The organism is Thermofilum sp., from assembly GCA_038741495.1.
Classification (GTDB): Archaea; Thermoproteota; Thermoprotei; order Thermofilales; family Thermofilaceae; genus Thermofilum.
Map to the genome: position 1 here is coordinate 341,495 of JAVYKX010000001.1, position 26,308 is coordinate 367,802.

35 protein-coding genes are annotated in these 26,308 nt (G+C 59.9%); 20 read left to right on the top strand and 15 right to left on the bottom strand.

All coding sequences use genetic code 11. The features are described 5' to 3' along the window. Positions 1–3: 3 nt before the first annotated feature. Positions 4–366, bottom strand: coding sequence for a hypothetical protein (locus tag QXU72_02000; GenBank protein ID MEM0494022.1), 363 nt, complete (start codon positions 364–366; stop codon positions 4–6). 103 nt (positions 367–469) lie between these two features. On the opposite strand from QXU72_02000, the gene QXU72_02005 reads away from it, so the two are divergent. The 4 genes from QXU72_02005 (at position 470) to QXU72_02020 (ending at position 3,204) form a co-directional block, all read left to right on the top strand. Continuing rightward, entirely contained in the window at positions 470–817 is a 348-nt protein-coding gene (locus QXU72_02005) for a hypothetical protein (protein ID MEM0494023.1), read from the top strand. A gap of 5 nt (positions 818–822) precedes the next feature. After that, positions 823–1,368: a hypothetical protein gene (locus QXU72_02010; protein ID MEM0494024.1), complete on the top strand. Its 546-nt coding sequence runs from the start codon at positions 823–825 to the stop codon at positions 1,366–1,368. A 51-nt stretch (positions 1,369–1,419) separates the two neighbouring features. After that, complete coding sequence (locus QXU72_02015) at positions 1,420–2,313, top strand: ARMT1-like domain-containing protein (GenBank protein MEM0494025.1); 894 nt, start codon at positions 1,420–1,422, stop codon at positions 2,311–2,313. Between the two features lie 66 nt (positions 2,314–2,379). Continuing rightward, a complete protein-coding gene (locus QXU72_02020; protein ID MEM0494026.1) occupies positions 2,380–3,204 on the top strand; it encodes a formate dehydrogenase accessory protein FdhE in 825 nt (274 codons plus the stop codon). 2 nt (positions 3,205–3,206) lie between these two features. On the opposite strand, the gene QXU72_02025 is transcribed toward QXU72_02020, so the two are convergent. Together QXU72_02025 and QXU72_02030 are read right to left on the bottom strand one after the other, a co-directional pair. Continuing rightward, a complete protein-coding gene (locus tag QXU72_02025) occupies positions 3,207–4,526 on the bottom strand; it encodes a TldD/PmbA family protein (GenBank protein MEM0494027.1) in 1,320 nt (439 codons plus the stop codon). After that, on the bottom strand, positions 4,523–5,917 hold the full coding sequence (locus QXU72_02030) for a TldD/PmbA family protein (protein MEM0494028.1): 1,395 nt from the start codon (positions 5,915–5,917) through the stop codon (positions 4,523–4,525). The genes QXU72_02025 and QXU72_02030 overlap by 4 nt, the downstream gene beginning before the upstream one ends. A gap of 91 nt (positions 5,918–6,008) precedes the next feature. On the opposite strand from QXU72_02030, the gene amrS reads away from it, so the two are divergent. Then, a complete protein-coding gene (amrS, locus tag QXU72_02035) occupies positions 6,009–7,103 on the top strand; it encodes an AmmeMemoRadiSam system radical SAM enzyme (protein MEM0494029.1) in 1,095 nt (364 codons plus the stop codon). Here amrS and QXU72_02040 read toward each other — a convergent pair. Further along, complete coding sequence (locus tag QXU72_02040; GenBank protein ID MEM0494030.1) at positions 7,100–8,116, bottom strand: FAD-dependent oxidoreductase; 1,017 nt, start codon at positions 8,114–8,116, stop codon at positions 7,100–7,102. The genes amrS and QXU72_02040 overlap by 4 nt on opposite strands. Positions 8,117–8,189: 73 nt before the next feature. On the opposite strand from QXU72_02040, the gene QXU72_02045 reads away from it, so the two are divergent. Next, entirely contained in the window at positions 8,190–8,627 is a 438-nt protein-coding gene (locus QXU72_02045; protein ID MEM0494031.1) for a hypothetical protein, read from the top strand. Here the strand turns inward: QXU72_02045 and cyaB are convergent. From cyaB to QXU72_02060, 3 genes are read right to left on the bottom strand one after another with little or no spacing between them, the layout of a single operon-like run. Next, positions 8,608–9,135 carry a class IV adenylate cyclase gene (gene cyaB, locus QXU72_02050; GenBank protein ID MEM0494032.1) on the bottom strand — a complete coding sequence of 176 codons (528 nt, stop codon included), beginning with the start codon at positions 9,133–9,135 and terminating at the stop codon, positions 8,608–8,610. The two genes, QXU72_02045 and cyaB, sit on opposite strands and share 20 nt — an antisense overlap. A gap of 1 nt (position 9,136) precedes the next feature. Further along, a complete protein-coding gene (locus QXU72_02055) occupies positions 9,137–9,568 on the bottom strand; it encodes a hypothetical protein (protein MEM0494033.1) in 432 nt (143 codons plus the stop codon). Between the two features lie 10 nt (positions 9,569–9,578). Further along, positions 9,579–9,863 carry a hypothetical protein gene (locus QXU72_02060; GenBank protein MEM0494034.1) on the bottom strand — a complete coding sequence of 95 codons (285 nt, stop codon included), beginning with the start codon at positions 9,861–9,863 and terminating at the stop codon, positions 9,579–9,581. Positions 9,864–9,965: 102 nt separating this feature from the next. Between QXU72_02060 and QXU72_02065 the strand changes: the two genes are divergently transcribed. Beyond that, positions 9,966–10,994, top strand: coding sequence for a hypothetical protein (locus QXU72_02065; protein ID MEM0494035.1), 1,029 nt, complete (start codon positions 9,966–9,968; stop codon positions 10,992–10,994). A 25-nt stretch (positions 10,995–11,019) separates the two neighbouring features. On the opposite strand, the gene QXU72_02070 is transcribed toward QXU72_02065, so the two are convergent. Further along, positions 11,020–11,415, bottom strand: coding sequence for a putative metallopeptidase (locus tag QXU72_02070; protein MEM0494036.1), 396 nt, complete (start codon positions 11,413–11,415; stop codon positions 11,020–11,022). A 137-nt stretch (positions 11,416–11,552) separates the two neighbouring features. Then, positions 11,553–11,942: a hypothetical protein gene (locus QXU72_02075; protein MEM0494037.1), complete on the bottom strand. Its 390-nt coding sequence runs from the start codon at positions 11,940–11,942 to the stop codon at positions 11,553–11,555. Between the two features lie 84 nt (positions 11,943–12,026). Here QXU72_02075 and QXU72_02080 point away from each other — a divergent pair, with 84 nt between their 5' ends. Further along, positions 12,027–12,281 carry an AbrB/MazE/SpoVT family DNA-binding domain-containing protein gene (locus QXU72_02080; protein ID MEM0494038.1) on the top strand — a complete coding sequence of 85 codons (255 nt, stop codon included), beginning with the start codon at positions 12,027–12,029 and terminating at the stop codon, positions 12,279–12,281. Then, positions 12,269–12,697, top strand: coding sequence for a PIN domain-containing protein (locus QXU72_02085; GenBank protein ID MEM0494039.1), 429 nt, complete (start codon positions 12,269–12,271; stop codon positions 12,695–12,697). Before QXU72_02080 ends, QXU72_02085 begins: the two co-directional genes overlap by 13 nt. A gap of 1 nt (position 12,698) precedes the next feature. Here QXU72_02085 and QXU72_02090 read toward each other — a convergent pair whose 3' ends face one another. Beyond that, positions 12,699–13,898: an aminotransferase class I/II-fold pyridoxal phosphate-dependent enzyme gene (locus tag QXU72_02090; GenBank protein MEM0494040.1), complete on the bottom strand. Its 1,200-nt coding sequence runs from the start codon at positions 13,896–13,898 to the stop codon at positions 12,699–12,701. Positions 13,899–13,982: 84 nt separating this feature from the next. Here QXU72_02090 and QXU72_02095 point away from each other — a divergent pair, with 84 nt between their 5' ends. From QXU72_02095 to QXU72_02110, 4 genes are read left to right on the top strand one after another with little or no spacing between them, the layout of a single operon-like run. Next, a complete protein-coding gene (locus tag QXU72_02095) occupies positions 13,983–15,275 on the top strand; it encodes a thioredoxin domain-containing protein (protein MEM0494041.1) in 1,293 nt (430 codons plus the stop codon). A gap of 43 nt (positions 15,276–15,318) precedes the next feature. Continuing rightward, positions 15,319–15,864: a hypothetical protein gene (locus QXU72_02100; GenBank protein MEM0494042.1), complete on the top strand. Its 546-nt coding sequence runs from the start codon at positions 15,319–15,321 to the stop codon at positions 15,862–15,864. Between the two features lie 27 nt (positions 15,865–15,891). Beyond that, positions 15,892–16,365, top strand: a complete 474-nt coding sequence (locus tag QXU72_02105; GenBank protein ID MEM0494043.1) for a DUF4430 domain-containing protein — start codon at positions 15,892–15,894, stop codon at positions 16,363–16,365. Next, entirely contained in the window at positions 16,346–16,972 is a 627-nt protein-coding gene (locus tag QXU72_02110) for a DUF4443 domain-containing protein (protein ID MEM0494044.1), read from the top strand. Before QXU72_02105 ends, QXU72_02110 begins: the two co-directional genes overlap by 20 nt. Here QXU72_02110 and QXU72_02115 read toward each other — a convergent pair. Further along, positions 16,916–17,641 (bottom strand): HAD family hydrolase, encoded by a 726-nt coding sequence (locus QXU72_02115; GenBank protein MEM0494045.1) that lies wholly within the window; start codon positions 17,639–17,641, stop codon positions 16,916–16,918. The two genes, QXU72_02110 and QXU72_02115, sit on opposite strands and share 57 nt — an antisense overlap. Positions 17,642–17,721: 80 nt before the next feature. Here QXU72_02115 and QXU72_02120 point away from each other — a divergent pair, with 80 nt between their 5' ends. The 5 genes from QXU72_02120 to QXU72_02140 all read left to right on the top strand — a co-directional run bounded on the left by QXU72_02120 (position 17,722) and on the right by QXU72_02140 (position 20,639). After that, complete coding sequence (locus QXU72_02120; protein MEM0494046.1) at positions 17,722–18,378, top strand: hypothetical protein; 657 nt, start codon at positions 17,722–17,724, stop codon at positions 18,376–18,378. A gap of 119 nt (positions 18,379–18,497) precedes the next feature. Continuing rightward, positions 18,498–18,980, top strand: coding sequence for an Lrp/AsnC family transcriptional regulator (locus tag QXU72_02125; protein ID MEM0494047.1), 483 nt, complete (start codon positions 18,498–18,500; stop codon positions 18,978–18,980). A 57-nt stretch (positions 18,981–19,037) separates the two neighbouring features. Further along, positions 19,038–19,457, top strand: a complete 420-nt coding sequence (locus tag QXU72_02130; GenBank protein MEM0494048.1) for a nucleoside 2-deoxyribosyltransferase — start codon at positions 19,038–19,040, stop codon at positions 19,455–19,457. 12 nt (positions 19,458–19,469) lie between these two features. Then, complete coding sequence (locus QXU72_02135; protein MEM0494049.1) at positions 19,470–20,252, top strand: hypothetical protein; 783 nt, start codon at positions 19,470–19,472, stop codon at positions 20,250–20,252. 30 nt (positions 20,253–20,282) lie between these two features. Continuing rightward, positions 20,283–20,639: a hypothetical protein gene (locus QXU72_02140; protein MEM0494050.1), complete on the top strand. Its 357-nt coding sequence runs from the start codon at positions 20,283–20,285 to the stop codon at positions 20,637–20,639. Between the two features lie 110 nt (positions 20,640–20,749). Here QXU72_02140 and QXU72_02145 read toward each other — a convergent pair whose 3' ends face one another. Further along, the gene (locus QXU72_02145; protein MEM0494051.1) at positions 20,750–21,478 is read right to left on the bottom strand and encodes an ABC transporter ATP-binding protein; all 729 of its coding nucleotides are present in this window, start codon (positions 21,476–21,478) and stop codon (positions 20,750–20,752) included. Positions 21,479–21,488: 10 nt separating this feature from the next. Continuing rightward, the gene (locus QXU72_02150) at positions 21,489–23,000 is read right to left on the bottom strand and encodes an ABC transporter permease subunit (GenBank protein ID MEM0494052.1); all 1,512 of its coding nucleotides are present in this window, start codon (positions 22,998–23,000) and stop codon (positions 21,489–21,491) included. Between the two features lie 90 nt (positions 23,001–23,090). Between QXU72_02150 and QXU72_02155 the strand changes: the two genes are divergently transcribed. Continuing rightward, positions 23,091–23,579 carry an AAA-associated domain-containing protein gene (locus QXU72_02155; GenBank protein MEM0494053.1) on the top strand — a complete coding sequence of 163 codons (489 nt, stop codon included), beginning with the start codon at positions 23,091–23,093 and terminating at the stop codon, positions 23,577–23,579. A 79-nt stretch (positions 23,580–23,658) separates the two neighbouring features. Here QXU72_02155 and QXU72_02160 read toward each other — a convergent pair whose 3' ends face one another. After that, entirely contained in the window at positions 23,659–24,150 is a 492-nt protein-coding gene (locus tag QXU72_02160; GenBank protein MEM0494054.1) for a hypothetical protein, read from the bottom strand. Between the two features lie 31 nt (positions 24,151–24,181). Beyond that, positions 24,182–24,850 carry a nucleoside monophosphate kinase gene (locus QXU72_02165; GenBank protein ID MEM0494055.1) on the bottom strand — a complete coding sequence of 223 codons (669 nt, stop codon included), beginning with the start codon at positions 24,848–24,850 and terminating at the stop codon, positions 24,182–24,184. An 80-nt stretch (positions 24,851–24,930) separates the two neighbouring features. Here QXU72_02165 and QXU72_02170 point away from each other — a divergent pair, with 80 nt between their 5' ends. Beyond that, a complete protein-coding gene (locus tag QXU72_02170; GenBank protein ID MEM0494056.1) occupies positions 24,931–26,307 on the top strand; it encodes a transglutaminase-like domain-containing protein in 1,377 nt (458 codons plus the stop codon). The last annotated feature ends 1 nt before the right edge of the window (position 26,308 follow it).

Genomic DNA, 26,308 nt, shown 5'->3' on the forward strand with positions numbered 1-26,308 from the left:
GGTTTATCTCGCCAGCGCGCTAACCACTGCTAGTGGCTTCACGCTGACCTCCAGCTCTGCCTCGGCTTCGCTCTCGCTTCTCGGGGCGATGAACCTGACGCTTAGCTTTGCCGAGGCGCCCGGCTCCAGGTCGAGCGAGAAGCTTGCCTGGGGGGTGGACCTGCCCAAGTAGCGTGTTTCACCGTTCACCTCGACCGCCAGGATGGACTGCCTGAAGCCTCTCGACAGCTTCACGGCTACCGTGTACCTCACGGGCTTCGAGCTCCTGTTGACCAGGGGGATTTCAACCGCCTGGCCGACGGCGAGGGGTAGCTTCAGGGGCTCGAAACCCTCGTGGAAGCGGATCAGGATGCTCGCGCTAGCCACGAAGCGCACCCGTGCCGAGGCGTGCCCGGGGGCTTTTAAAAGGAGTTTAGTTCAGAGGCTCCCGGCCGGAAGAGCTATTAACGCCTGTGCGCACCGGGCTGGTGTGCCGGGCTTAACCGAAGTGATGGAGCGGGAGCTTTCGCGAGCGCGCGGTTTTCAGTCGCTAGCGGTGGTCGAGGGGGGTGAGCGTTTCCACGCGGTGGGCCGCCTCGACGAGAGAGTTCTCCCTGAGGTTCACGAGCTTTTCAAGTTCATGTCGGAGACGTTCAAGCAGCTGAGGGGAGGGGGTGTCCGCTCCCTCGTCGCGGAGTTCGAGGACATGGGGGTCGTGTTCGTGAAGCTCGGCTTCAACAGCTACCTTGTCGCGACCTACAGGGGCTTGCCGCTCGGCACAGCCTACTACGAGGCGAGGAGGATCGCCAGCGCGGTTCGGGAGGCGCTGCCGGGGTGAGGCCTGTGAGGGTCGTCGGGGTTGCCGCGCTGGGCACTGAGCCGCCCGGGGAGCTGGCGGAGAAAGCTAGGCTTTTCGTCAGGGAGCTTGCAGGGCTGTGCGGACGCGAGGTGTGCCTGGCTCTCGGCGGGTACTGGGGGCTCATGAAGGTTGTCGTGGATGAGGCTTTGAGGCTCGGCCTCCTCGTGATCCTCTTCCCTCCCGTGGAGCGCGAGGACGTCGCGTTCCCCGAGGGCGTGGTCGTGGTGAGGACGGGTTCGAGCTTCAGGGTGAGGAGCGTGTTCCTGTGCAGGTCTTCCGACGTGCTGGTGAGCCTTGGCGGCGAGGCTGGCACGATGCAGGAGGTGTTCACCGCCTACCTTGAGGGCGTGCCTGTCCTCGCGCTGGGAGGTACGGGCTTGTCGAGCGACCGCTTAGCTGCTTTCGCGCCGTGCCTCGACTCGAGGTGCTCTGCGCCGGTGGAGGTCGTGCCGGACCCGTCCTCGCTGGCGAGGAGGGTTTGCGAGCTGGTGAGAAGCGCTCGGGGGAGGGGGTGGGCGGCTCCAGGCTAGGTGGTGGGCTCGGGGATCACGCTTAAATGCTGCCTCGAGCTCTAGGCGGCTGTGCTCGCTCGGCCGGAGTGTGTAGCTTGCATCTACAGGACGAGAGCTGCGGAGCTGGCCGCATCCAGGCTCCCGGAGGACGTGAAGGTAGCGAAGCTGAGGGCTCTCACGGAGCACTACGCTCTGCTGGTGGCGCCGGGCGTGGCGACCACAGTGCTGGCTTGGAGGGCTTTCGCGAAGGTGAAGGAGCTGCTGGGCGAGGAGGATCCTTACAGGGAGTTCAAGGAGGAGTCGCGGAGGGTGGCGGAGAGCTTAGCTCGGGAGGTTCGCAGCGCGGCTGAGGGGAAAGTGGGGTTGGAGAGGCTGAGGTACCTCATCAGGGCTAGCGTGGCTGCCAACTACCTGGATCCCGGGTCGCCGATGGGGCTCGAGCCGGGAGACCTCCTGAGGGCTATAGAGGCGGTGAGGTTCGGGAGGGATGAGACGGGTAGGCTATACGGGCAGCTGCTGGCTTCCCGCGCCGTCGCCTACGTCCTGGATAACAGCGGTGAAGCGGTGTTCGACGCGCTCGTCATGGAGGAGCTTCGGAGGATGGGCCTCGAGCTCTTCATCGTGGCTCGCGGGAAGCCTTACCAGAACGACGTGACGTACGAGGAGGCGCTGCAGATGGGTCTCGACAGGCTGGGAACGCTGATTAGCTCTGGGACGGACTTCCCGGGGGTGGTCCCCGGCTTTGTTTCCAGCGAGGCTGTGGAGGCGCTCAGGAGAGCCGATGTGGTGATCTCTAAGGGGATGGCTAACTTCGAGAGCTTTCTCCTGAGCCAGCCCCCGAAACCTACCTTCATCGTGCTGACTGCTAAGTGCTTACCCATAGCGGCTGCCGCGGGCGTCAGGCCCGGCGAGGCGGCTGCTTTCTTCCTGGGCGGTGCTCCGGGCCCGCGAGACCTCCTGTAGCTCCTTGAAGTCAAGCTTTATTACGTACCGCTAGGTTTTGGAGTCGTCCGAAAGAGTTGGTTTCGAATGGGAGAAGGGTTTAGGGATAAGGCTAGGAAGATCTACAAGGACGTCCCGATCGAGGAGGCTTCCCTCAACACTTTCATCGGGTTAATCGAGCTGCAGAACGACATTTCGAAGAGCTTCTCAGCCAAGTTCGCGAACCTCGATAAGGAGAGGATAAGGGAGGCTCTGGGGGCCGGTAGGCCTGCGGTGGAGGTTGTCGACCTGCAGCTGAGCGAGGAGGAGCTCGGCACCGCGCTCACGAGGATTTCCGGCTACCTCAAGGAGGAGCTGAGCGATGCTAGGGACAGCCTCACCAGGATTGAGGAGGCGCAGAGGAGCGGCCAGCTGAGCGTCTCGGAGCTCGGGCAGGCGTTCCTGCAGGGCGACGTCGGCAAGGCTCGAGCCGCGGCTTGGAAGCTGGAGGTAGACCAGGAGATGCTGGAGGCGCTGGTAGCCTGGGTAATGCAGTCTGTTTTTCAAGCACTGTCTGAGAGCGTAGCGGAGCAGGTGGGCTTCGAGGGGTGGAGCAGCGGGAGGTGCCCTGTCTGCGGGGCTTTCACGCGTGTCGAGATCGAGGAGCCGGCGGGCGGCACGCTCCTTCACTGCCAGTTCTGCGGCGCTGAGTGGCGGTACTCTCCAGCTAGGTGCCCGTTCTGCGGTAACGAGGATGAATCCTCCCTCAGGGTCTTCGCGCTCGAGGAGGACGAGCGCTTCGGAGTGGGGGTCTGCAGGCAGTGCAGAAACTACTGGAAGATTATCTACGAGGGGAAGGCTGGGGCCGACGTCCCCAGGAGGCTCTACGACATCTGGACGATCAAGCTCGACTTGCTGGTCTCCGGGAGGTGAAGCTACCCCGAGACTGTGACCCGGCCCATCAGCAGGTCGGGTGCGTAGACTCCCGTGTGCGTGTTCTTTACCCTTTTCGCCGGAGTTAGCGAGTCTGCGATCTCGTAGATGTTCGCGGCGATCGTGACGGGCTTCAGCGGCTTCAGCTCGCCGTTCTTGACGAGGTAGGGGTTGGAGGCGACGACGCTGAAGTTCCCGGTGATGCTGTTTACCGTGTGGACGCTGAGGAGGAAGCCGTCCACGACGAGCTGGGCGGACTCGACCAGCGCCTCCTCGCTCTCCCTACCGCCCTGGATGACGAGGTTCGTCCTCGAGATTGTTACCGCTCCCCTAGCTCTCGCCGCGTTACCCGTTCTAGGCGCTTTCATGCGCCGGGCGGTGTAATTGTTGTGCAGGAACCCCTTGAGCACGCCCTCCTCGACCAGCACCGTTCTCCTGCGGGCAGAGCCCTCCGCGTCGTAAAGGCTGGTTTCAAGCCCCCCGACCATGGTCCCGTCGTCGACGATCGTGAGGTTTCCGAGAACCCTCTGGCCGAGCTTGTCCCTCAGGGGGCTGAACCCCTCGAGCACGTTCATCGCGTTGAAGGCTGGCAGGAGCAGCGCGTCGACCAGGCTCGCTAGCGGCTCAGCCCTGACCAGGACGTTTCCCTTGATCACGCCGCCCAGCTTCTCGCCCCTCGCGCTGTCGAGAGCCAGGGTCCTCGCCCTCTCCACGAGCTCGTGCACATCTACGCGGAGGCTTCTCGAAGCCGTGCTCGCGAAGCCGAAGCCCTCACCCCCCTCAGACGCCTTCAGCTCGATGCCGCACCAGAAGCTCGTGCCCCGATCCTCCGCCGAAACACCTCTCGTGTTCACCACGAAGTAGGATCCGTGCTCGGCGCTAGCGAATACTCCCGAGACTTTGAGCCTCGGGTCCTCCCCTGCCTCGGAGATCAGCGTTCTCGCGAGCTCCACGAGCCACTCGCTAGGCGCTGTCGCAACTCCCTCGTCGAACCCCCTCCAGCTGTGGAGCGGCTGCTCGGGGTCCGGTAGGCCCTCCCAGTACGGGTCCTCCTCGGCTTTCAGCGCCATTCTGACTGCGAGCTCTGCAGCTTCCTCGACAGCCCTCTTCTCCAGCGAGGAGACCGTAGCGATCGCGAAACGCTTCCCCTTGCTGACGCGCACCCAGGCGTCTATGGAGTGGCGGAACGTCGCCTTGAGGTGCACGCCCTCGCTCTTCACGCTCCTGCCTGTCGACCGCGAAGCAGTGACCTCAGCCTCGTCAGCCCCCAGCTCGAGAGCCCGCTTCAGGGCCCAGTCTAGAGTGCTCAGGACCTCGCTCACCGCTGCTCACCCCCTACCAGCAGCTTAGCTACTCTAAGCGTGGGGCCGCCGTCCCCCACGTGAACCATCTGCCCCATTTTCCCGCAGCCGCCGAAGGGGCTTGTCGAGATTTCAACGTTGCGGGCCGCAGCGTCCACGTACTTCAGCATCTCGAGGATGTTGCCGGCGAGGACGACGTCCCTGACGGGCTCCCTTATCTCCCCGTTCTCCACGATGAAGCCTATCCTGGCGTTGAAAGTGAAGGTGCCGTCCTCGGAGACCTGCCCGCCGGCCGGCTTGTCGAGAAGCACGCCGCGCCGGGTCTCCCTGACGATCTCCTCCTCGCTCCAGCTCCCGCCCTCGAAGAACGTGTTCCTCATCCTCACGATCACGTCGTGCTGGAAGCTCTGCGCCCGCCCGTTCCCGGTGGGCTTCATCCCCAGGAGGCCCGCGCTCTCCCGGCTGTGGAGGTAGCTCTTCAGCACACCCTTCTCCACGAGGACCACTCTCTCGGCAGGCACCCCCTCGTCGTCCACGGGGAAGTAGTACCCTCCCCTGGGGTCCAGCCCCGCGTCGACTATCGTGACTTCCTCGCTCGCGATCTTCTCCCCCAGCCTGCCGGTGAGCGGGCTCGTCCCAGCGAACACGCCGTCACCCTCCGTCAGGTGCCCGAAGCTCTCGTGGGCGAACACGCCTGTGAGCTCCGGCCTCGTGATCACGGTAAGCTCCCCTGCTGGGGGCCTTCCAGCTTTCAGCGCGTTCCTCGCCATCTCCAGCGCTTTCTCGGCAGCCCGCTCGGGGGAGTGCTCTCCCTCGAAGGCCTCGAGCCCGCTGGAGAAGCCGTAGGTTTCGAAGCCGTCACCAGTTCTCCCGGCTTCGCGGAGCACGACGGACGCGGAGATGCCAGCGACGAGCCTCTCCGCAGCCACCCGGAGCCCTTCAGTCGTGTAGACCTCCAGGAGCCCGAAGTAAGCGCCGTAGCGCGCGGAAGCCGACGAGGCGCCAGCGCTCCTGGCCACCACGTAAGCGCGCTTAACGAGGTCCAGCTTCTCCTCTAGCTCCGCGGAGGCTGGGTGCTTCTTCACGGGAGGTAAAGCGTACCTGCCTTCCTTGAGCTGCAGCTCAGCTAGAGTTTTACTGCCGCTGCCCAGCGCCCTGGCTAGGCTCACCGCCTCCTCTAGGGCTTGGAGGAGGCTCTCGCGGGTGAGGTTTGCCGTCGATGCGAAGCCGAAGTTCCCGTTGTAAAGGACTCTGATGCCGGCACCCCTGACTCTCTGAGCTCCGAGCGCTGCAACCCTACCGTTAACGTAGGTGATGAGCTCGCGGGTAGTGTCCTCGAAGCGCACTTCGGCGAACTTGACTCCCAGCTCCCCGGCTCTCCTGAGGACCGGGGCTGCAAGGTCTTCGAACATCCTGTAGGGGGCGAGCGCGCGGGAAATTAAGGTTGCGCTGCGGGGAGCCCAGCGAAGAACGTTTAAGCCAGTGCGGCCACTACCTCGCGGGATGGTTAGCGATCTGCTCCGGAAGCCCTACGTGAGGCCCGCGAAGCACTGGGAGCCGGTGGAGGGGAGGCCGGGCTTCGCGAGGTGCAATCTCTGCAGTAGGCGCTGCTTGATCGCAGAGGGGCGCTTCGGGGTGTGCGGGGTTAGGAAGAACGTTGGCGGCAAGCTCTACACGCTGGTCTACGGGCTGCTCACAGCGGCTAACCTCGACCCCATCGAGAAGAAGCCCCTCACGCACTTCTACCCGGGCAGCGCGGTCTTCTCGATCTCCACCCCGGGGTGCAACTTCTTCTGCCAGTTCTGCCAGAACTGGGAGATCAGCCAGAGCCGCCTCGAGAAAGGGCTTTACGGCCAGTACGCTAGCCCGGAGGAGGTTGTCCGAGAGGCTCTCAGGCTGAGAGCTGACGGCATATCGTACACGTACAACGAGCCGACGGTCTTCTACGAGTTCATGTACGATACTGCTGTGCTTGCCAGGAAGCGCGGCCTCTTCAACACGATGGTGACGAACGGCTACATCACGCCTGAAGCTCTCGAGGAGCTCGCCCCGTACATGAACGCAGCCACTGTCGACTTCAAGGGTGGCGGTGACCCGGAGTTCTACCGGAAGCACATGGGCGTGCCGAGCCCAGAGCCTATCTTCGAGGCGTTGAAGGTAATGAAGGAGAAAGGGGTTTTCATCGAGATCACTAACCTCGTCGTCCCGCTGGTCGGCGACGACGAGGAGCGGGTTCGCAAGCTCGCTCGGTGGGTAGTTGAGAACCTTGGCGACGAGACACCTTTCCACCTTCTGCGCTTCTACCCTCACTACAAGATGATCGACTACCCGCCGACCGAAGTGAAGCAGCTGGAGGACATGGCGTTGATCGCCCGAGAAGAGGGCTTAAAGCACGTCTACATCGGCAACGTCTGGGGGCACCCGCTGGAGAGCACCTACTGCCCCAGCTGCGGTGCTAAAGTTATCGAGAGAAGAGGCTTCTTCGTCACGAAGTGGAATCTCGGAGAGGATATGCGGTGCCCCAGCTGCGGCTACAAGCTGAACGTTGTCGGCGAGTACAGGGGCAGGTTCAGGGAGGATACGTTCTTCGCGTTCTAGCGGAGCTTGAGCGCGAGGCCAGCCCCCTCTCTGCGCTCCCGGCCTGGCACCTCCACATGCTTCCAGTCGCCAGCCAAGGCTACCTTTCTCCCCCTCTTCTCCATCACGTACGTGTACGCGCTGAGAGCAGCGCACGCGCCCGTGCCTGCTGCGATTACCGCCTGCTTGTACGGCATACCAGCGATGTCGCCAGCCGCGAAGACTCCCGGCCGGCTCGTCCTGCACGCCTCGTCTACGACTACCTCACCCTTCTCGTTCAGCTCGACGAAGCCCTTCAGGAAATCTGTCCTGGTTGTGTACCCAAGCTCTACGAAGACTCCGTCGACCTCCAGGGTTCTGAGCTCCCCCGTTCTCTTATCCTTGACCACGAAGGCTTCAACCCGCCTGGATCCCCGCACTTCGGCGGGTGTGGAGAAGGGGACCAGCTCGACGTTCCCCTTGCTGAGCGCCTCGCGAAGCAGTTCCTCGTCCTCGAGGGGCTTTTCGCCGGGGAACACCCAGTAAACCTTAGCGGCGTAGTCTCTGAGCCTGACCACGTTCTCGTAGTTGTGGGCCCCCCACCCCACGAGAGCAACCCTCTTGCCCTTGAAGAGCGGGGCGTCGCAGATAACGCAGTAGGAGACGCCCCTGCCCTTCAGCTCGCGCTCGCCGGGCACTCCCATCTCCTTAGGGCTCTTACCGAAAGCCAGGATCAGCGCGTCACTCGAGTATGTTGAACCGGAGGAGGTCGTGACGCGGAACTCCCCGCCCCTTTCCTCCACTCCAGTTACCTCGTCGAAAACTATCTGGGCGCCGTAAAGGCGCGCCTGCTCCTCCACCTTCCGGATGAGCTCTACGCCGCTGATGGACACGAAGCCTGGGAAATTCTGCAGCTCGCCCGCTAGGAGCAGTTGGCCTCCGAGATCCACGCTGATCACTAGCGTTGACAGCTTCTGCCTGGCGGAGTAGAGTGCAGCCGTGAGGCCGGCTATCCCCGCACCCACCACTATGACGTCGAACCTTCCGCTGCTCACGAGGCCCTTTCGCGCGAGAGGTATTTAAGCCAAACCACTTTGAGGGCTTCAAGCAAGGCTTCAGGTGCTAGGCATGGTGGCCGAGAGGGTTTCATCCCGAGCGCTAGCGGTGAGAGGGACTGCAGCTCTGCTAATAATCGCCGTGCTGCTCTTCCTCTTCTCGACAGGGCTCTTCATCCGCATACCTCTCGCTTACGGCGTTTTCCTCGGGGATCTAGTGGTTCTCACGCTCGTCATGCTGTTTATCTTACGCGCTGAGCAGCTCATAGCCCCCTTATCCTCAGTGATCTCTATAGCTCTCGCAGCTAACGCGAACATCGTGGGGGCGTTCGTGCAGTCGTTTCTAAGGATACTGGAAATAGCTGTAGCTTACTACTCGCTGAGGAGGCTGCCGCTCCTGCTGCTCTCGCCTCTCGTCGGTTCCGACAACGCGGGCGTGCTCTACGACGCCGCCTTCCTGGTAGCAGCGTGCCTAGTGATCTACAGCTTCGTCAAGGCGATCGCCCGGTAACCTTCATCAGCATCTCCAGGTAAGTCTCCCTCAAGGGCTCCCCTCCGACGCCCAGCTCCTCCGCCACCTTTCTCAGCTCCGCCACCCCTCCCCCCTTGTCCTCGAGCTCCACAAAGCTGCCGAGCCCCTCCACGGTATCCAGTGCGACTTCCACTCCAGAGACCCTGTACACCTCCCTCCTCTTCCTGACTCTCGCCACCTCGAAGAAGCCCAGCCTCCTCAGTATCTCGGCGGTAGCGGCAGGATCGTTCACGGTAGTTGAGAGCTCCTCCCTGGCCTTCGCCACCCCACCCTCCCTAGGCCCCTTGTACGTCAGCTCGGAAACGCCTCCCTCCTCGACCCTCAAGCGGAGCGCCTCGTCTCTTTCCGCGAAGTCGCGGCAAGGATGCTGGAAGTAAATATCCACCTGCTCGGCAACCTTAACGAAGCTGGCCCCCAGGCTCGCCAGCTTGCTGCGTACGCTCTCGAGGTTTTCGCACCTAAACTTGAGCTCAACCTCTCTGGACAAGCTACTCCTCCTCTGCCGGCTGCAGGGCCACTATGTTCTTGAAGTTCTCGGCCACGGAGCTTACCCGGTGAGAGATGCTTAGCAGCTCGGACGCGCACTCCATCGCCTTGCAGCGGTCTCCGGCGACCACCGCTTCAGCCATTTGTACGAGGTGCTGCGATACGGAGGATCGCACCTCTTCAAGCAGCTGCTCAGCCCTGCTCCGGACCTCGAGAGATAAAGGTACCGAGGTCACTCTCAGGAACGAGCTGAGCGTGTCAGCCAGCGTGTACAGAGCGGTGCTCAGTGTGAAGAAGTAGGACTCGCCGCTCATGAGCGCTGCGGAGAGCATGACCATGCCCAGGTTTCTCAGCTCCTGGGGGTCGACATACCCGCTTCTCATGCTCTTAGATGCCTCTTTGAGCACTTTCTCGACACCGCTGCTTATCTCCACGCAACCACCCTCACTGCCCCCTTCTTCTACCGGCGCGGATAAGCCCTAGCCTGTAAGCCCTATATAGCATGTTCTTCGCGCAGTCGATGTCCCTCAGCGCATCCTCAAGCGCTGCCCGCTCGCGGTCGCTCAAGCAGCCGCTCTTAAGCAGGCTCTTGACGTGCATCTCGGCGATAATCATCTCCAGCGCAAGTTTCCGCGCTTCCTCGAGGGATACCTGGGCTAGCAGCCCTGCCACTCTCCTCTGGTAGTAGCTCCTGCCCGCCCCCTGGAGTAGCCCCTCCAAATCGCACACCGTGGTAGTGCTTCTGGAGTAGTTTATGAACTATTTCCGCGGGGCGCGAAGCCCTTTGCCGAACGTTATTCTTAAAGTGCTCCCAGTCCCTTTACTCTAGGGATGCAGGGAGCGGGGGCTGCGCTATTCCACAACGGGCTGCTGAAGCTATCGCCCACCGAGTGGAAAGTAGTTCAAGCGTATCCGAAGTCGCTCAACCTGGCTAAGGTGGCAGCGGCCACCGGGCTCCCCTACAGCACAGTCGTCGAAGCAACGAAGAGGCTCTGGGAGCGGGGTATCCGGGTCTCCTTCAACCCCCGCTTGGGCGTGCTGGGCGCGAAGCCTCTCCTGCTGGTGTACGAAGGCGACCTCCAGCTCGAACCCCCTCCCTACACAGTCTACGCGTTCAAGGGTCTCGGGAAAGTGAAGCTTCACGGCTTCTTCGCGCTCGTCCCCGAGCCCTACGTGGACGACTACCTTGCCGAGCTGGGGCGCAAACCCCTCGTCGAGGTCATAGGCGTAGAGCTCCGGTACTGGGACCCTAACGGCAGGCTGACCGGCTACGAGCCGGGGCTAGGCGTGGTGGTTCCGGATCATTCTCGAGTTGAGGAGGTTGTCACCGCGCGGTTGGAGACCGCTCAGGTAGAGGAGAGGAGGTGGGTCGACTGGGTAGATCTCCTGATTCTCAGTGTGAAGATGAATAACGCTTACGCGAAGCTGAGCCCAGCCTTATCCCGGCTAAAGGGAGTCCACGGGCCGCTACTCAGCAGGCAGCTGATAAGCTACCACTTTAGAATGCATGTCGTGCCGCTTTGGGGCGGAAACGTTGTCCGCTTCAAGCTGCCTGGCAGCTCGTGTCCCGAGAGAATCTACCTGCTCAGGGGTAAGGGGTCGAGGAGGGTGGCGAGAGCACTCGTGGAAGCACCTTACTTCTACGAGGCGTTGATAGGTGAAGAGCTAGCGGCCGTTTTAGCGCAGCCCCCCTGCGCGGCTCAGACGCTGCCCTACGAGGTTCTCTGCGCTTCAGGTGACGCGGAAATCGAGGAGCTTATCCTCACCGAGAGGAAGAGCTTCGAGTGGCTTTCGAGCCGCCTCCTCCAGTACTACAGGGATCACGGGACGTGGCCTCCCCCCTCCCAAGCATCCGCCTAACCGTGGCCTCGCGCCTCGACCAGCTCTAAGGCTGCTCGCGTCTCCCGGAACGCTCGAGGAAGATTCGGTAAAGCTCGGAAATCTTCTCGTCGCTCGTTAGGGGGCCGTGGGGGCGCAGCCCGCCGCCGAACCTCTTAGGAAGGTGCATCAGCTCGTGAATTAGGACCATCACCTGCTCCTCTCCGCTAAGCCTGCTGAAGTTCTCGCCGATAACCTCGATGACGTAGAGTGGAGGCAGGCTGTACGCCGTCTGGAAGGCTTTCGGAAGACCGAAGATGCGGGCGTACGCTCGGCTCTTCGAACCACGGCTCTCAACCACCCTAACCGACTCCTTCCTCACCCACGAGAGGCCTAGACTGTCGACAAGCTCGTAGACGAGCTCCTCTAGGTCTAGTCTCCGCGAGTATCTCACTCTAGCCACGCTCCCCAGCCGGCATTTGCCTCCTTTTTAGTTTCACCCGTTCAAAATTTTCTCGAGAATACAGAAAAGAGGTTTTAGCTCTTCTCGCCAAAATGAATCTGGGATACCAGCGTGAAACTTTCGGCGTAGTTAGTTGATTATATGCCGCCTTTCAGCTCCACGAGCAGCTTGCCCAGAAGTCTTCTGAACATGTTTATCCTATTGACGACTGCCACGAGAGCGGACCTTCCAGTGTTCTCGTAGGTCCCGTGGTATTTTATCCTAAGCTTGTTGTTCTCAAACTCCACCTCGAGGTCAGGGTCCTCTTGGGCTGCCGGAGGCACTTGGCTTGCTTCAAGCTCCGCGAGCATAGCTAGGTGGATTTGGTTTCCGAAGCACGCTATCTCGGCAGTCATGTACTCGTCTACGGCGAGAACGTCCCAGCGGCCGCTCTGGTCCTGTGCTGCGAGCACGCGGCCTAGGAGGCGGAAGTCCTCGACGAGCGTGAACTTCACACCCTCCTGGACTACTGAGCGTACGCCTTCCACGTTTCCTCGCTTGAGTCGTGGCGTTGACTTACTTAACTTTGCTTCGCTGAGAAGTCTTTTATACTTGGGAGCTTCGAAGAGCATGTGGTGGCGAAAAGGAGGTTTATCGTCAGGGTAGGCGAGGACGGCGCCGTCAAGCTTCCCAGGGCTCTCCTGCGGGAGCTGGGCGTGGAGCCGGGAACCTACGCGGTGATCTACAGGGAGGGTTCCGGAATAGCTATAAGGTTCAAAGCTAGCAGAAGCCCGCTCAGGCTCGGGAGGCAGGTCTCCACCGAGGAGATGGAGCAGATGATCCGCGAGGCACTCGACGAGGTGGTGGCGGCGCGATGGGAGAGCTAGGGGGCCTCGATAAGATTCTCGTGGACACGGACGTCCTCCTCCACGACACGTTCGAGGATAGCGAGAAGCACGCGGAGGCTGCCGAGATGCTCGACGAGGCGAATAAAGTGTACCTTCCCTCCATAGTCGTCCACGAGTACTTGTGGCTCCTCCTGGTTAAGTTCAGGCAGAGCCCGGAGATCGTGAGAGAGAAGCTCGAAGAGTACTTTGGCGACGCCCGCTTCATATACGTTAGCGAGAACAGCGAAGTGTTCCTGAGAGCCCTCGAGATGATGCGCGAAGATGGTGCCGAGCCGTACATGGTTAACGACTACATCCTCCTAGTGCTCGCTCAAAGGCTTGGGGCGGTTCTAGTGACCTACGACGAGGAGCTGAAAGAGATCGCGAAAGCCAGAGGGGTGGCGACGCTGCCCTAAACTATCTTGAGTGCTTCCTCACGAATCGCTCGATTCTCGTGAACGCCTCCTCGAGGACCTCTATCGGCGGAAGGTACACGATTCTCATGTGGTCGGAGCCCAGCGGGCCGAAGCCCGAGCCGTAGACGACGAAGACCTTTTCCTCCAGGAGCAGCCTTCTCGCGAACTCCTCATCGCTCAGGTGGGTGCTCAGGCGGGGAAACGCGTAGAAAGCCCCCTTGGGTGCAATCGGCATGGAAACTCCGTGAAGCTCGTTCAACCTCTTAGACGCGTACTTCCTCCTCTCGTCGAGCTTCCTCTTCACCCCTTCCAGGAAATTCGGCCTCTTTGCCGCAAAGCGGGCCAGCGCGACCTGCAGCGGCGTGACCGCGGAGAGCCTTGTCATCAGAAAGTTTAGGATCCCTTTCCTCAACTCGGAGAGGTGTTCTTCCGGGCCGAGGAGGTAGATGTACCCGAGCCTCCAGCCGGTTGCCAGGAATGTTTTCGAGAATCCGTTCAGCCCAATGACGAGGTTATCGCTTCCCGCGAGGGCGCCGACGCTCTTGAACTCTCCCTCGAAGGTTAACGCGTCGTAGATCTCGTCGGTCACTACGGGGACCTCGTGCTCTGCTGCCACGTCGATGATTTCCCGTAGAATTTTCGCCGGGTAGACAGCCCCCGTGGGGTTGTGAGGGTTGTTAACGATGATGAACTTCGTCTTCTTCGAGATTTTCCTCCTTATGTCGTCCACGTCGGGGATCCAGCCCTCGCTCTCGATCGTCGCGTAGAAGATTTTCCTCGCTCCGTAGAAGTCCGCGAAGTTTATGTAGAGGGGGTAGCTGGGGTCGGGGATCAGGACCTCGTCCCCCTCGTTGACGAGAGCAGCGTACAGAGCGTTCAGCGCCTCGCTGACCCCCGACGTGACCAGAATATTGGAGGGGTTTACCTTCACGCCGTTCCAAGTCCTTTCCTTCTCGGCTATAGCTTCCCTAAGCTCCTTGACCCCGTCTGAAGAAGCGTAGTAGTTGTGTCCCTCCAGCATCGCCTTGTACGCTTCGTCTACAAGCTCTTTCGGTGTCTCGAAGTCGTACTTGAGCGGGTCGCCGATGTTGAGGTAGATTACTTTCTCGCCCTTCTCCTCCAGCTCCCGCGCTATGGCGTTAAACTTCCTTATAGGATAATCAAGTTTCTGCACTCGCTCCGAGAGCAGACTTTGTCTCACGTAAAAGAGTTGCCGGATTTTCCTACTAAAAATCCTTTCTCCGAAACGAGCAGATTTATGTGCAGGCGCGCTGTTAGGCTGGTTATGGAGCTGAAGAGGACCGTGATAGTTGCGCTCGCTACCGCTGCCGCGGTTGCGGTAGTTCTGCTGCTCGTCTTCTACAGGCCTGCCAGTACCCCCATCCAGCCTCAGGCGTGCCCCGACCAGGCCGTGGTGTACATTTACGCAACAGAGGAGCAGAAGAAATTTGCGGACACGATCGTGGCAGACCTCAAGATGATGCTGCAGCAGCGGGGAGTGAACATCGTGAACGTGCCAATGTGCACTTTACCCGCGCAGAGCTTTCCGTGGAAACTTCAGGTGTACCCAGCCATTCTAATCCGCGGCGACGTGAGCGTGCCTCCCGAGTACGTTTCCAGAACCTTGGACGGGTACAGGGAGCTCTACCCGCTCGTTTCCCTTATGCTGGCCCACCAGATGGGAGTCGCTCTCTTCAGCTACGCTGGGGAGGCTGTACTCGTCCCGAGCGCAGCGCCCTTCGCGAACATCTCGGTAAGCACCCTGCAGCAGGCGAAAGAGTTCCTTAGCTGGTTATTCGTCGTCAACGTAACGCAGGTTTCAAGCTCGCATGACGCAGAGCTAGCTTCGCGGCTAAGCTTCCTCCCGGGCATCGTCGTGAAAAGCTCCTACAATCTCACGCTAGGAGCACCCTACATCGTCGAGGTCGCGCCCGGAGCGTACGCGCTCGCGGAGAGGTTCCAGCGCGCCATGCTTCAGTACCTGGGAGTTCTTGCCTATGAGGTTAAAAGCAACCCTCTTTCAGGCTTAGAGGACGGCGTACCCTTCGGTGCGGGAACAGTAACCCTCTACCTCCTCGAGGACTACCACTGCCCCTTCTGCGCGAAGTTCATCAACAGCAGTGGGGAGCTCCTCTCCGAGCTCGCTCGAGAAGGGAGACTCAGAGTCGTTTTCCTAGATCTAGTGGTCCACGCCGAGGTAGCTCCCGTTCACGCCTTCGCTCGATGCCTGTTCAACCTGACGGGCAGCGCTGACCTGTACTTTGACTTGACGCGGGAGCTCTACAGAGCTCTACTCTCCGGGAAGCAGGTTACTCTAGAGGATGCTGTGAGCTTTGCTAGGATCAGAGTGCCCCAGGATGTTGTGAACGCGTCACTAGCTTGCAGTAGAAGACTGGAGAGCGAGGTGCTCGCCAGGTCTAGAAGCCTGCAGGGCGCGGGCTTCACGGGGACACCGACGTTCATCTTCTGGAACGATCTCGCGGGCAGGGGCCTGCTTCTGGAAGGCTGCATAGATGTCAACGCCTGCATTACGAGGGAGGACTTTCTCCGGATACTTGAGTGGCTCCGCGGAGGATAGGGCTAGAAAAAGTTTTTGTATTGGATGCAAAACCGGTAGACGCGTGCGGTTAGGCTCTAAGAGCGTTGCCCTGATCTCTACGTTCACAGCACTCGGGCTGGCTTTGAGAGTTGCGAAAAACCTTGCCACGAGCGTGCAGTTCGTGAACATTCCTCTGCTTTTCGGTTTTCTCGCAGCGTTCTTCGCGGGCCCCCGCTCGGGTTTTCTCACCACAGCGCTAATCTACCTTCTATCGGACCTGTTCATTCTCCCTGGCGTGTGGACTATCACTAACATGGTTCTCGGAGGTTTAGCGGCGGCCGCTTTCGGCGCTGCTTCGAATTTGATTAGAACCTTCGAGCACCGCTTTGCCCTGGCTTTCCTACTATGCTTCCTCTTCGACGTGAGTAGCTCAGTGCTGCTCTACATCTTCTTCGGAGTACCTCTGGTTCAGGCTCTCATAGTGGGCGTTGTGGGCTTGTTCCTTCCCGTGATGGGGGGCTACCTCATCGGAGTGGGCCCGCTCACCGAGTTTACGACAGCGTTGCTATCGGTGCTTCTCGCCGATAGGCTGAGAAAGATCTTTGGGAAGGAGATAGAGAAAAACTAAAATATTGGAATTTTATCCGAAAGCTTCGTGAGCGCGCGGACAGCTACCGAGAAGCTAGTGGTCGCCGCGCTACTCGTGTGGGCGGTCGCCGCGACGTCTGCAGCTGCTTACCTATACCTCGAGAATGCCAGGCTGGAGAGGGAGCTCGAAGCGAGCAGGACGCTTCTAGGCAATGCTGTGGTTGTAAACCTGGGAATCGATTATGGGAACGGCACCGTAGTGTGGTATAACGGTACTCTGCTGCCGCGGGGCGCTACGGTGTTCTCCGCACTGCTCTCGGTAGCTTCTGTCGAGTACCAGGTTTCCCCGATGGGCGTGTACGTTACTTCCGTGAACGGTGTAGCCGAGAGGATCCTCTCGAAGAACGAGGGGTACAGCTGGCTCTGGTACTACTTCGACGCGAGCAAAGGGCAGCTGGTCATGGGCCCTGTTGCTGCAGACAAGTATAAGCTTTCGAGCGGCGATGTAATCGTGTGGAGGTATGAGCACTGGCGCTTCTGAGGAATCGCTGGTTCTTCTTTACCTCTACTTAGTAGGGACTTTTGCGGGGAGGGCGCGAATCGCCGAAGACCTGAGGCTGGGCGAGGGCACGGTAAGGAGGATTCTCCAGCGGCTGAGCGGAGCGGGTCTCGTCGAGAAGATTCGGGCAGGATCGCGCATCACGCGGCGTGGAACCGCTTACGTGGAGGACTTCCTCGGGAGGATGGGCGTCAAGAGGCTGGTGCTCGCCAGGGTAAGCGAGCTCGAGGGAGGGCTAGCCCTGATCGCGCTTCTAGGCTCGGCTAGGAATCCTGGGAGCCACGTCCTAAAGCTCAGGGACGCTGCCGTGAGGGAGGGCGCGGCCGGCGCGATTATCGCTTTGAGAGAGGGCAGGGCTCTGAGGCTTCCTCCAGGAGGGGAGGATCTCTGCGACTACCTAAGGGACCTCTGCTCCAGCATCTCCAGGCTGGCTCCGCGAAGCTACAGCGCGGCCATCATCGTCTTTGGAGAGGGGTTCGGGGCGCCGCTCAGAGGCTTCCTCGGAGTCCTATCCAGTCCCTACTACTCTCTTCTAGCTTCCGGGGAACGTTCTCTCCTGCCTGAGGAGTTCTTCCACCGCTTGGGGTAGCTCTTCGAGCGTCGAGATCCAGGCGTCCGCCAGTGGACTCTTCTCTTTCGCGTACTTCAGAACCTGTACAGCTTTGAGTCCCGCGGCCTTAGCCCCAGCGATATCCACCTGCGCATCATCCCCCACGTATACAGCCTCAGCCGGGGCTACGCCGAGAAGAAAGCAAGAAACTTCGAAGATCTCGCGGGACGGCTTCCGCCAGGGGAAAGCCTGGGAAGCCACCACAACATCCACGAACTCGAGGAGGCCCGAGAACTGCAGCCTAAGCTTGGTCGCATCGTAGCTGCCCACGTTGGTTAGGATCCCCAGCTTCAAGCCCATATCTTTTAGCGCGCGCATCACAGGCTGAGCGGAAGGCTCGACGTCGAACCCTTCGATGTACGCTTCAAGCACCGCCGCATACACCTGCTCTGCGAGCCTCAGGCTAGGAAGTATTCCCAGCTGGCGGAGCAGGAGCATTACCCTCGCGAGGTCCCAGAGCTCCACGCTGCCGTACAGCTGCCCGGCCCGCTCCCAGAGCTCTGAGACGGTTTGGGGGTGGGCTCTCAAACCCGTGTGCGTTTCCACTACCGCGGAGATTTTCTCCGAAAGCACCCTGGCAAACCCTCTATCGTAAACTATTGTGCCTCCCACGTCGAAGAGAACCGCTCTCAAGGCACCCGCAGCCACAGCCGTAGAGCGGCGGCGTCATATATGCTTCTTTCAGCGAAAGGGATTAATCGGCTAGGTGCTCGAGGCGGTTGAGCTAAGTGGCTAGGGCTGGTGAGTACTCTAGGTTGGTCGCCGGGAAGAGGGTTAAGGCCTTCTTCTCGGAGAGTGGGGAGCTTGAGTATCTCGAGGTAGACGGTAACGTGTTTGAGGGCGTAGGGGACTTCGCGCCAGTCCCCCTCTGGAGGCTCAGGCGCTTGAAGCTAGGGGAGATACCTGAGGAGGTTCTCATACAGCCTGTTGAGGGGGTTGAGAGAAATATCATCTACAGCATCGGCTTGGGTAAGCGGGCATCCTTCGAGGTGAAAGTGGGTAAAGGGTTCGCAATCCTCGAGATGAACGAGTGGCCGCAGGACTGGGAGGGAGCTATAGGCTTCTTCACTTACGTGAACTCTCTAGCCGACCTTCTGCGAGAGCTGGAGAGGATGAACGTGGTGCACGACCTCGAGGCGGAGCTCGCAGACGAGCTCTTCACGCTGTCCTTTACCCTCCGCCTAAGCGAGAACCTCACCGTGCTGAACGCTCTCAGAATCTTGAAGCGGTTTATCCGAGTACTGGAGGAGGAGGCAGAGTACAGGGCGGCGGAGCAAGCGCTAAAAGAAGCTAGGAGGATTCTTAAAAGGCGGCAGAGCAAGCGTAAGAAGTCGAGCTTCTACTCTCAAGTATCCAGGGTTCTAGAGGAGACAGCCCCGTTCTAGGCTTGCGGATCTCCGCCTTCTCAAGGAAAATCATACAAGCTTTCGCGGGATTTCAGAAACCTATTCTATTTTTTAGAGCAGAGAAAAGTATAATTTTCAGAGGTTTCTAGAGTGGTGCTATGCTCGACGAGAAGGACCTCGCCATACTGGACACGCTGCAGGAGAATGCTCGCCTCACCGTGAAGGAGATAAGCAGGAAGGTGAACTCGCCCATCACTACCACGCACGCTCGGCTCAAGAAGCTCGAGAAAGAAGGCTACATACGAGCTTACCGCGCAATTCTCGATGCGAGGAAGCTCGGTTTCACGACTACCGCGTTCATCTTCGTATCCTTTTCTCGAGAGCAGGGCTTGGACCAGAGGAAGGTGGCTGAGCAGATCGCGAAGATACCGGAGGTTCAGGAGGTTCACATCATCACTGGCGAGTGGGATATCCTCGTAAAAGTGCGCGTAGGCTCCGTCGACGATCTCGGCGAGCTGGTTGTCGGCAGGCTTAGAAGCATCCAGGGAGTTGAGAGGACTTACACTTCAGTGGTGCTCGAGACGGTTAAGGAGACGCAGAAGCTTCCCTTACCGCTGGCTCGCGCGCGAGAGTTTATGTAGGATGCCGCCGGGCCTATTTTTCCCGAGCACGCGAGGAACCAGCTTGAGGTGCTGGGGTTGGCGAGAATATACCTGGCTGCGCCGATGAGAGGTGTCCGCCTAGCGCTCAACCACGTCAGGGAGCTAGCCCGCCTCCTCGAGGAGATGAACCACCGGGTCCTCACTAAGCACGTAACGGAGGAGGAGCTAGATGTGGATAGAGGGCTCACGCCCAGAGAGATATTTGAGAGAGATGTGCAGCTTCTCGAGGAGGCGGACGTTATGATCGCGGAAGTCTCCCACCCGAGCCTCGGCGTGGGTTTCGAGCTCGCTTACTTCCTTCTGAAAGGGAAACCCGCTGCCGCTCTGGTGCTTGAGGAGCGCAGAGCAAGCTTGTCGGCTCTCATCGAAGGCATTACCTGGCCGAACTTCCACCTGATCACGTACCGCAGCCCTAAAGAAGCAGTCGAGAAGCTTACCCGGCTCGGAATAATCTAGCAGGTGTCGGCGTTGAAAGTTGCTGTTGTACTGCTGCCGGGCGAGCGCAGCTCGGAGGTTGCCGCGAGCTGGCTGGTTGGCTACCTTAGAGCTATTGGAGTGGAGCAGGTAGACTTGCTTCGCGCCGAAGACGATCTGTCGGCGATCACCTCCTCGTATCGTTCTCACGACGCTCTAGTAGTTGTGGGAGCCTCGGGGAACCCTGACGCGGTCAGGGCTATAGCGTCGGCGCTCGGCCTGGGCGTTGAGGTGAGCGAAGAAGCGCTAACCTACGTGAGGAACTACTACTCCGATAGGTTTGAAGTTCCCGCGGACTTAGAGCGCCTCGCTCTCGTACCGGAGTTCAGCTACGTAGTGCCGAACGAGCGCGGAGCCGCTCCAGCTTTCGTCGCGAGCAGCCTAACCGAGGATAAGTTCATCGCAGGGCTTCCGCAGAGCCTCGGCGAGGCGGTCGAGTGCTTCGAGAAATCAATCCAGGACTTCTTCCGCGAAAAAACGGGAAGGCGGTTTTCGGCAACTTTCGCTTTCTACCTGGCTGGAAGCGCTCAGGCTGCCGGTGAAGTGGCCGCAAAGCTTTCCTCAAAGGTTGAAGGAGTTTTCGCCAGGGTGGATTACCGCTTCATGGGGGCGGAGGGGTTGCCTCTCGTTGTCACTATCTACGCAGCTACAGCTGAGGAGCTCTACGAGAGGATAACCGCCGTCGAAGGCGAGTTAAAGCAGCTTGCCGAGCAGGCAGGGCTCTCAGTGCTGCAGGGTGGGATTACAGGGCAGGGCGAGGAGGAGTTAACGCTTTAATTCTCTCCACTGAGTAGCACCGGGAGCCATATGAAGGTGATTCTCGCAGAGACTGGGGAAAGGTGGAGAGTCGTCTTCAGGGATAGGGACAAGTGGCAGGTGGGCATCTACATCCCCGAGAACACTTCCGCAGAGGAGGTAGTAGTGCTTGAGAAGCACAGCTGCCCTGAGCTCTTCATTCTCCTTGAGGGGAGGATTGTGCTCGTCCTCTCCGAGGATGGTGTGAGCACAAAGGAGGTCGAGATGGAGCCTGGGAAGCTGTACATCGTGGATGAGTGGCACAACGCTTACAGGCCCGGAGGCGGGAAGGGGGTAGCGCTGGTGGTCGAGGCACCCGACGGCGAAACAGAGTACGTGAGCCTGGAGCCAGGCTGCAGGGCTGTCTAGCGGGGCAGAGCTTCGCTCCTTCGCTTCAGCTGCCTGGAGAGGCTCCCGCTGGTCACTTCTACTGCTCCTTAAGTTTGCTCCCTTGCGGTGGGCCATCCGCCTAGAAACGGCTACGCGCTTATGAGCTCGTAGATCTTATCTTCTAACTGCTGGAACTGCGGAGAGCGCCTGTCCCGCGGCCTCGGTATGTCGACGGTGATTAGCCCAGCTACTCTCGCGGGCCTCGGTGTGAGCACGACGATCCTGTCGCTCATCAGGATTGCTTCGTCGACGTTATGCGTGACCATCACTATCGCTCTGACGGTTGTGACCCCGTAGAGCCAGAGGTCGAGAACCTCTGTGCGCAGCGACTCTGCGGTTAGCGGGTCCAGCTGCGAGAACGGCTCATCCATCAGGAGGAGGGTTGGCTCAACTACGAGAGCCCTCGCGATGTTAACCCTCTGCCGCATGCCCCCGCTCAGCTCCCGCGGGTAGAAGTCCTCAAAGGGCAGCAGCCCGACTAGCGATAGGAACTTGCGCGCCTTCTCGCGCGCCTCCCGCCAGCGCGCGCCCTGAGACACTAGGGGCAGGGCTACGTTATCCAGCACGGTGAGCCACGGGAGGAGCGTGGGAGACTGGAAGACGAAGCCTATGCGCTTATCCTCCGTGTGAAAGATTATCTCGCCGCCGTCAGCTTTCTCAAGCCCCGCGATCAGTCTGAGAAGGGTGGTTTTACCGCACCCGGAGGGTCCGAGCACGGAGATGAACTCCTCGCCTATCTCCAGTGTTATCCCTCCGAGAACCTCGAGGGTCTTACCGTCCTCCCGGAAAGTCTTCCTCACGTTGTTCAGCGTAAGCACTCTAGTCAAGCTACTCGCCCCCGTACCTTTTCTCAATGAACCTGAAAATCCTTACCCATAGGGTCTTGTTAACAAAAACTATGAAGAGCGAAAGAGATAAAGACGTGAGAACCAGCCCCAGGCTATCTCCCCGCTCGGCCAGCCTGCTGATCATGCTCCCCACGCCTCCCATGTCGAACACCATGCTGCCGGCGCTGATGTACTCTGCAACTATGCTGGCGTTCCAGGCCCCTCCCCACGCGCTGAGCGCTCCAGTCGCGAGAGAGGGCAGCAGGCTGGGCACGAAGAAGTACCGGAAGTAGACTGCGCTGCGCAAGCGGTAAACTGCCGCCATTTCCGCCAGGTCCTGCCTCACGCTCGCCAACCCGTATATGATCAGGTTGAAGTACAGGTACCAGAAGGCGCCCTGGAGCAGAACGACCATCATCACCGCGTAGGGTCCCCACGCGAAGCTTAGAGCGATCCCGCTCAGAAGGGGCCACCACACCACCGCAGGCACCGAGGCGAGGAGCTCGCCCGCCAGGCTCACAAACTGGCTGAGAAAAGGCTTCACATGTGCAAGGTAGGCTACCCCGAGCGAGAACGTTACCGAGATGAGGAGGATCGCTGCCACGCGGGTCACGCTCACGAGCAGCTCGAAGGGAAACTCGGCGAGAGTTTCCAGAACTCTCTCGACCGGGAGAGGCTGGTAGCTTCTGAGCAAAGTCAGGAGAACGGCTCCCGCCAGAAACGCTCCAAGCACTTTCCTCGCCAAGCCCGGGATAGCCGCCTTCGGTAACCGAGCTTCGAGAAATAGAGCAGCCCAGGTCAGCCCCCTCCAGAGGGAGCTGACGGCGAGGTGCACGTACTTGTACACGCTGCGCGAACCCAGAAGCGGAAGATTCAGAGTCGCCGCGGCAGCCGGGTTCCAAACGAGAGCATAGGTCGCCAGGATCACGGTCACCAGCATAACTATCCCGGCGTAGAGGTTCTCCTGATCCCCTCTTGAGAAGCTCTCGAGGATGAAGCTCCCGATCCCCTTCAAGCGGTACTCCGCCTCACCGAGGCTGAGAACCTCGGCAGACGTAAGGAAGAACCAGCCGCCAGCCCAGGAGACGAGGCTGTTAGCCACCAGGGAGGCTCTGCACGCGGGCACGTAAACGTAGAAGAAGCGGGCCGCGCTCCCCAACCTGTAAACTCTAGCCATTTCGAAAAGCGAGGGGTCCAGAGCCTTTATCGACGTGTAAACCCCGAAAATCATATTCCACACTAGGCTCGTGGTGATGAGAAAAATGGCAGCGAGCTCCAGGCCCGCCGCGCCGGGCAGGAGCCTAGCAAAGAGGAGGAGCGCCGCGGGGAAGAAACCGAGGATGGGGATCGACTGGAGAATGTCGAGAATCGGCAGCAGCACTCTTTCGACAGTCCTGCTGCGGGCCATCCAGCTGCCTAGCATCACCGCAAGGGTCACCGAGACGATGTAGGCAACGATCATTCTCGCTAAGCTGAGCGCGCTGGACTCGAGCAGTGCAGCCCACTCTGGCATGCAGACCGCCTGTAACCCCCGCAGGCTCAGGTATGGAAAGTTTATTAACCATTCCCAAGATTTAACACAGTGGCACGGTGATGGGGCGAGGTGTCACAGGACACGAGTAGAAGGAGGAAGGTTTTACTTCCACATGACCTCACTCCCGACCACCTCCTGGGTTTCCTCGAGCTGCTGCATAGCCTAGGTGGTAGCATAGACTCCATGTACGTCGGGGACTCATTGAACGAGAACGTTTCCATGCTCCCACACGCCATCGACGTCGCGGAGGCTCTAGGCCTGGTAGCTCAGGAGCACGGTAACCTGCAGATAACGGAGGCTGGGAGGAGGATCGTAAAAGGCGACCCGAAGAGCGTGAGGAGAGAGTTGAGGAAGCTTGTGGACAAAATAGAGCCTTTGGGAGAGCTCGTCAACCTGCTTAGGGAGAAGGCGTCGCTTAGCATCGACGAGTTCATGGAGCTTGTGGAGAAGTACTACCCCGGGAACGCTGAGGAAGCTGCCAAGAACCTGCTGATCTGGGGTGCTTTCCTCCACCTATTCAAGATGGACGAGGACGACGAGGAGATAAGACCTTTTTAACCCCATTCCTGTTATTTAGCGTGCATGATGAGGTTCGCTAGAGCCGAGCCGTGAGGCCTACGGCGGAGGCTGATGCGCTCTAGAGGAGTGTCAGCTGTCCCCCCTTCCTCTCGCGAGGGGCGATCTCCGGGAAGCTGTCTCTCACGGGCAGGTACACCTTCTCGTAGAAGTCTCTCTGGCTCAGCAGCACCCTCTTATCGAAGCTCCCAACATACTCGAGTGCAAGCCTCCACGCTTCTTCGAAGGACACTTCCTCCTCAATCTTCCTCGCTACCTCCCGCTCGAAGTCCTCGGGCCTCTGCTCCACCCCTCCCATCACGAACCACCCGTTGGGGCTGACGTAGGCTTGCTCGTCTCCGACGTAGATAATGCTTCTCTCCCCCTCAACCTCCGCTCCGGCTCCGGTCGCTCGAGGCCTCGAAGCTGCTGCAGGGACACCTCTTCTCTTCGCCCAAGCGTAGAAGATAGCCCGGTTAAGCCCGAAGGAGAATGCCCTCTCTTTATCTCCGGTGAGAATGTAGTATCTCGCAGCCTGGAGCAGCGCCATTACCTGGAAGCGGCCCACCACCATGCTACTTAGGAGAGTAAAGCAGCGGGAGAAATTAGTAACTTTCAGGCGGGATCCTCACAGCTCTCTCGGCGAGAATGCTCAGGAGCTTCGGCACACCCACTACGGAATCCACGTTAGCGTCGAACTCCAGCAGCTTCCCTAGCTTCCTATAGAACTCGACGACCTCGCTTACCTCCTCGTAGTAGATTCTTACACGCTTTGCTACTACAGACGGGTCGTCATCGCTCCTACGGGCTAGAGGTGTACCGCAAGTGTCGCAAAATCCTTCTCTAGTCGGCGGCCTCCAGGTTACGTGGTAGACGCGGCCGCATGCGGGGCAGTAGAGCCTGCCCGCGAGCCTGGAAACTATGGTCTCGATGCTTGCTCTAAGAGCTACTGCAGCGTCAGCGGGGGCTAAGCTTTCGAGAAACCTTGCCTGGCTGATAGTTCTTGGGTAGCCGTCCAGGACGTACCCTCTCCTACACTCCTCTAGAGAGAGGTAGTTGCAGAGTACTTGGTTAACGATCTCGTCCGGCACGAGAAGCCCTCGCTCCACAAAGTAGCGGGCTTTCACTCCCAGCTCCGTCCCCGCGGCTATCTCCCTCCTGAGGAGCTCCCCCGTGGAGATGTGGGGAATGCCGAAAGCCCTCGAGATGGCTGAAGCGTAGGTACCTTTCCCCACGCCGGGCGGCCCCAGGATGACTACTCTCAGCCTTTCCACCAGCAAGTTAGCAACATGGCTTATTAATAAAATTAGCTATGAAGAGCGCCTTTAATCACCATGCGCGGGCTCGGGGTGTGATGAGCGAAAACGTGCTAGAGTTCATGAGAGAGCCGCTGCCGCAGGATCTTCAGGTTCTCGTAAAGTCGGGGCGCTACTCGGAGGCTAAGTCCCTTATTCTCGAGCTATTGAGGGGGGCGGGGAGCCCCCTGAGGGAGCGTCTGCTCTTCGAACTGGATCGCATGGAGAGGCTGCGCCACGAGTTCCCGTACTCTCTCGAAGAAGCGTACGCGATCGCTTCCGCAGAGGTGCGCGAGCTATCGATGGACGAGTTCAGGTCTCTCCTCGGAAGAGGCTGCGTTGACCACGTCCTCGTCGACGGGCAGGTCAAAGTCCTGAGGAGGTTTCTACCAAACATGTTCTGGCTGTGCCCTGAGCTAAGGAAGCGCAGGCTGCGCGGCGAGGACGAGAGGGAGGTGATCGCTAGGGAGGTGCTGCGCGGGCGGGCTGAGCGGGTGGTGGAGGCTGCGAGGGCTAGAGGAGGCGGTTATGTCCTACCTCTGAGGTACAGGGTGAGAGCACGCCTACGGGTCCTCAAGCCGAGCGAATACCCTCTCCGCGTCTGGATACCTCTGCCGAGGCAGGACGAGCTGCACCCCGAGGTGAGGATCCTGAAAGCGAGCCCTGAGCCGAAGCGTGTGGCACCGCCCGACCACCCGCAGCGCACTGTATACTTCGAGCTGGAGGCCGGTAGCGAGGTTGAGCTAACCTACGAGTACGTCTCCAGAGGTTTCCACGTGCAAGTCGACCCGAAAGAGGTCTCGGGCGAAGTCCCCGGTGAGCTGGAGGTGTACCTTGCCGAGAGGCCGCCGCACATCGTCTTCACACCCGCACTAAGAGAGCTCGCAGAGCGCATAGTTGGAGGTGAAACGAACCCCTACCTCAAGGCGAGAAAGATCTGGGACTGGATCACCTCGAACGTCAGGTACACCTACGCTATGGATTACGCGCTGTACGACAACATCAGCGAGTACGTAGCTACGCACCTGAGAGGTGATTGCGGCATGCAAGCACTGCTTTTCATCACGCTCTGCCGCATCGTTGGGGTGCCTGCGCGCTGGCAGTCCGGGTGGTACATGAACCCGGTGTCTCCGGGGATGCACGACTGGGCGCAGTTCTACGTAGAGCCCTACGGCTGGCTGTACGCAGATCCGAGCTTCGGCGGAAGAAGGAGGGGAGAGCTATGGCGCCCCGAGTTCTACTTCGGCTCGATCGAAGGCTACAGGTTAGCGGCTAACGTTGAAGTCTCTGCTCAGTTCGACCCACCGAAGAGGTTCTTCCGCTCCGACCCTGTGGACAGCCAGAGAGGTGAGGTCGAAGCGGAGGACAGGAACCTGTACTACGACGAGTGGGAGTTCTCCCTAGACATCCTAGGCGTTGAGAGACTGCCAGAGTAGC

Bases quoted from the DNA above. Each gene is read 5' to 3' on its own strand.
- QXU72_02020 (MEM0494026.1), top strand. From the start codon at position 2,380: ATGGGAGAAGGGTTTAGGGATAAGGCTAGGAAGATCTACAAGGACGTC.
- QXU72_02030 (MEM0494028.1), bottom strand. From the start codon at position 5,917: ATGTTCGAAGACCTTGCAGCCCCGGTCCTCAGGAGAGCCGGGGAGCTG.
- amrS (MEM0494029.1), top strand. From the start codon at position 6,009: ATGGTTAGCGATCTGCTCCGGAAGCCCTACGTGAGGCCCGCGAAGCAC.
- QXU72_02045 (MEM0494031.1), top strand. From the start codon at position 8,190: ATGGTGGCCGAGAGGGTTTCATCCCGAGCGCTAGCGGTGAGAGGGACT.
- QXU72_02065 (MEM0494035.1), top strand. From the start codon at position 9,966: ATGCAGGGAGCGGGGGCTGCGCTATTCCACAACGGGCTGCTGAAGCTA.
- QXU72_02085 (MEM0494039.1), top strand. From the start codon at position 12,269: ATGGGAGAGCTAGGGGGCCTCGATAAGATTCTCGTGGACACGGACGTC.
- QXU72_02095 (MEM0494041.1), top strand. From the start codon at position 13,983: ATGGAGCTGAAGAGGACCGTGATAGTTGCGCTCGCTACCGCTGCCGCG.
- QXU72_02110 (MEM0494044.1), top strand. From the start codon at position 16,346: ATGAGCACTGGCGCTTCTGAGGAATCGCTGGTTCTTCTTTACCTCTAC.
- QXU72_02125 (MEM0494047.1), top strand. From the start codon at position 18,498: ATGCTCGACGAGAAGGACCTCGCCATACTGGACACGCTGCAGGAGAAT.
- QXU72_02140 (MEM0494050.1), top strand. From the start codon at position 20,283: ATGAAGGTGATTCTCGCAGAGACTGGGGAAAGGTGGAGAGTCGTCTTC.
- QXU72_02150 (MEM0494052.1), bottom strand. From the start codon at position 23,000: ATGCCAGAGTGGGCTGCACTGCTCGAGTCCAGCGCGCTCAGCTTAGCG.
- QXU72_02160 (MEM0494054.1), bottom strand. From the start codon at position 24,150: ATGGTGGTGGGCCGCTTCCAGGTAATGGCGCTGCTCCAGGCTGCGAGA.
- QXU72_02170 (MEM0494056.1), top strand. From the start codon at position 24,931: ATGAGCGAAAACGTGCTAGAGTTCATGAGAGAGCCGCTGCCGCAGGAT.